Annotated in this window: 4 protein-coding genes and 1 pseudogene; all 5 read right to left on the bottom strand. The window is 33.5% G+C overall.

What is annotated here, in order from left to right:
• Window positions 1-135: 135 nt before the first annotated feature.
• Complete coding sequence (locus CO726_RS30745) at window positions 136-378, bottom strand: hypothetical protein (protein ID WP_099686808.1); 243 nt, start codon at window positions 376-378, stop codon at window positions 136-138.
• A 34-nt stretch (window positions 379-412) separates the two neighbouring features.
• Window positions 413-724 (bottom strand): hypothetical protein, encoded by a 312-nt coding sequence (locus tag CO726_RS30740; RefSeq protein ID WP_099686807.1) that lies wholly within the window; start codon window positions 722-724, stop codon window positions 413-415.
• A gap of 26 nt (window positions 725-750) precedes the next feature.
• Window positions 751-1503, bottom strand: coding sequence for a hypothetical protein (locus CO726_RS30735; RefSeq protein WP_099686806.1), 753 nt, complete (start codon window positions 1501-1503; stop codon window positions 751-753).
• A gap of 47 nt (window positions 1504-1550) precedes the next feature.
• On the bottom strand, window positions 1551-1847 hold the full coding sequence (locus CO726_RS30730; RefSeq protein ID WP_099686805.1) for a hypothetical protein: 297 nt from the start codon (window positions 1845-1847) through the stop codon (window positions 1551-1553).
• A gap of 170 nt (window positions 1848-2017) precedes the next feature.
• A pseudogene (locus CO726_RS30725) lies at window positions 2018-2131 on the bottom strand (DUF2325 domain-containing protein); the annotation flags it as partial.

Raw genomic sequence — 2131 nt, 5'->3', positions numbered from 1 at the left:
TTAATATCACAAGAAATTCCACAGGTTTCTCTGGTCCAGTTACCTTGAATTTCTTGTATGCCCTAAGGGAAGAATCCATTTATGAAAGACGGGTTCTTTTATTTATTCTTAATACAATAAGAATTTTGTTTAGTTTTACTCCTCGTCCCAACGCTCCACTCTTTCGCGTGACCAAGACCAAATACCATTCTTCTGCAATGTTTCTAATTCAATTTCTACTGGAACATAATCATCATCTAACTGCTGACTAATAAAATCATCGGCCACATCTTTTGTAGGTAAGAAGCAAGCTTCGCTTAAATCCATTGTGTCCTCTTCTTTCGCGAAATCATAAAATACATCTTCCTGATATTGATAAGCAAGTGCCCAAAATTTCATATCCGTTTTCCTCCCGAATTACTATTTTTTAAAATTAATTCCCCGTCATTACTGAACGACATCTGATATGCTTCTTTGCATCATTGACTCCATATAAATTGCCTGATCGTTCTCTGTAGTCCGCAATTACTTCCCCTTCTTTATCTAAGTAAACCGTTTCCCATTTTGGATGACAGTTATGACTATGTTTTCCGTATTTCTCAGCATCTTCAAAAACTACGTTTATATTCCCGCTTCTATTACCACTTGCAACTCGCCCCTTATTCCCATCTACAACTACTTTCATCCCTCTTTTTAAGAAAGGCATATTCCGTTTTTTTGCGATGTCTTTAATTAATACAGCCATTTCCGCTCCCCTTTTCTCCAAAATAACTATTTTGTTTGATTTTCCTCTTTTAAAATGTCATTTAAATCACTAATAATGATTTTGACGCCTCTCAATCGAAGAATACGATGATCCTTTGTAGCTGCCATATTTGTAAATTCTCTTAATCTCATTGATGGGAATCGTTCTTCTAATAATTCGATTAGCAAGTTTCGATTATTATCGTTATCAATCAATTCATAATCTCTTCTACCTTCTTCATAAAAATCAAACCCTCGTTCTTTTAGGTCATCAATCATCCGTTGTTGTAGCTCAGCATCCGAAAGCGGACTATCACTATATCGTGATGAAAATGAAGGATCTAAACTGAACCCGAATTCTATAAGAATATTTCCATACTTTGTATACTGGATTTCTCTCACATAGTTAAAACCTAGGTCATCCCACCAATGATCAATAGTTCTAGAAAGTTTTTCTAACTGTTCTTTTAATCCGTCGATAGGTAGCATATTAGCAATTTTCTCTTCTAAATCTCGAATACGTCCGTTAGCTTCCCTTACCGCAGCATGTTTTTCTTCTAAGTTCGCCGCTGACAATGAGTTGTATTTAACTTTATTAGAGACTTTAGCAATATGATGCTCTGATAAATTTAACAACGTTTCTTTCATTTCTTCAGTGAGTGAATCTGTTTTTACCCAATCATACATTTGCTTAGCTGCGAAAAATAAACTTTCCAATTCCTTTGTAACTACCGCCTTCGCATCTTTATCTAAAACAACTAATTTTTCTTGATTTTCCATTTCTTATTCCCCCAATTTTGATATACAATAACGCTTTGGTATAAAAATCAATTTTCGATAAAGACCATTTTGGTCATTACAAATGTGAAATGTTCAACTAATTCATCAGAGCAAATAGATCTGTATCTTTGGTCTTTTATCCAATTATGAGAAGCAAGTTCTTTTTTTAATTTTGCGCTCCCTTTTTCTTTAAAAATGCATTTTAGATGATAATAAATTCTCGCACTACTAGACCTCGATTCGAAAAAACTAACTTTTACTCCAAGTGCATCTGCTATTCGTTGCACATTCTCTTTTTCAACTTCATAAGATAATTTCGCTTCCTCACTCATGTTATCGAACATCTTTCCACCCCATTTTTCTATAAAATTCAAATTTGACGAAACTCAAATAAATAACTATTTTGTTCTTGTTTTGGTAGGAATAGCATTCTAATTCCTCCAATATAAACTTTATAATTTTTATATAAGGATTATATGATTTTATGTTCAAAATAAATTCCTTACTACTAAACTTATGCTGCTTGCAAATGCTTTAACCCAATCTCTAACGCACCTGTTCCTCCAAAACCCTGATTAAATAAAAGTGGGACATCATACTTCTTTGCGTATTCTTTTGCTACATCAAT

It is taken from the genome of Bacillus fungorum (assembly GCF_002746455.1).
GTDB classification, from domain to species: Bacteria; Bacillota; Bacilli; order Bacillales; family Bacillaceae_G; genus Bacillus_A; species Bacillus_A fungorum.
The sequence above is the reverse complement of the archived record's forward strand: the minus strand, read 5'-3'. Positions and strand labels throughout refer to the sequence as shown.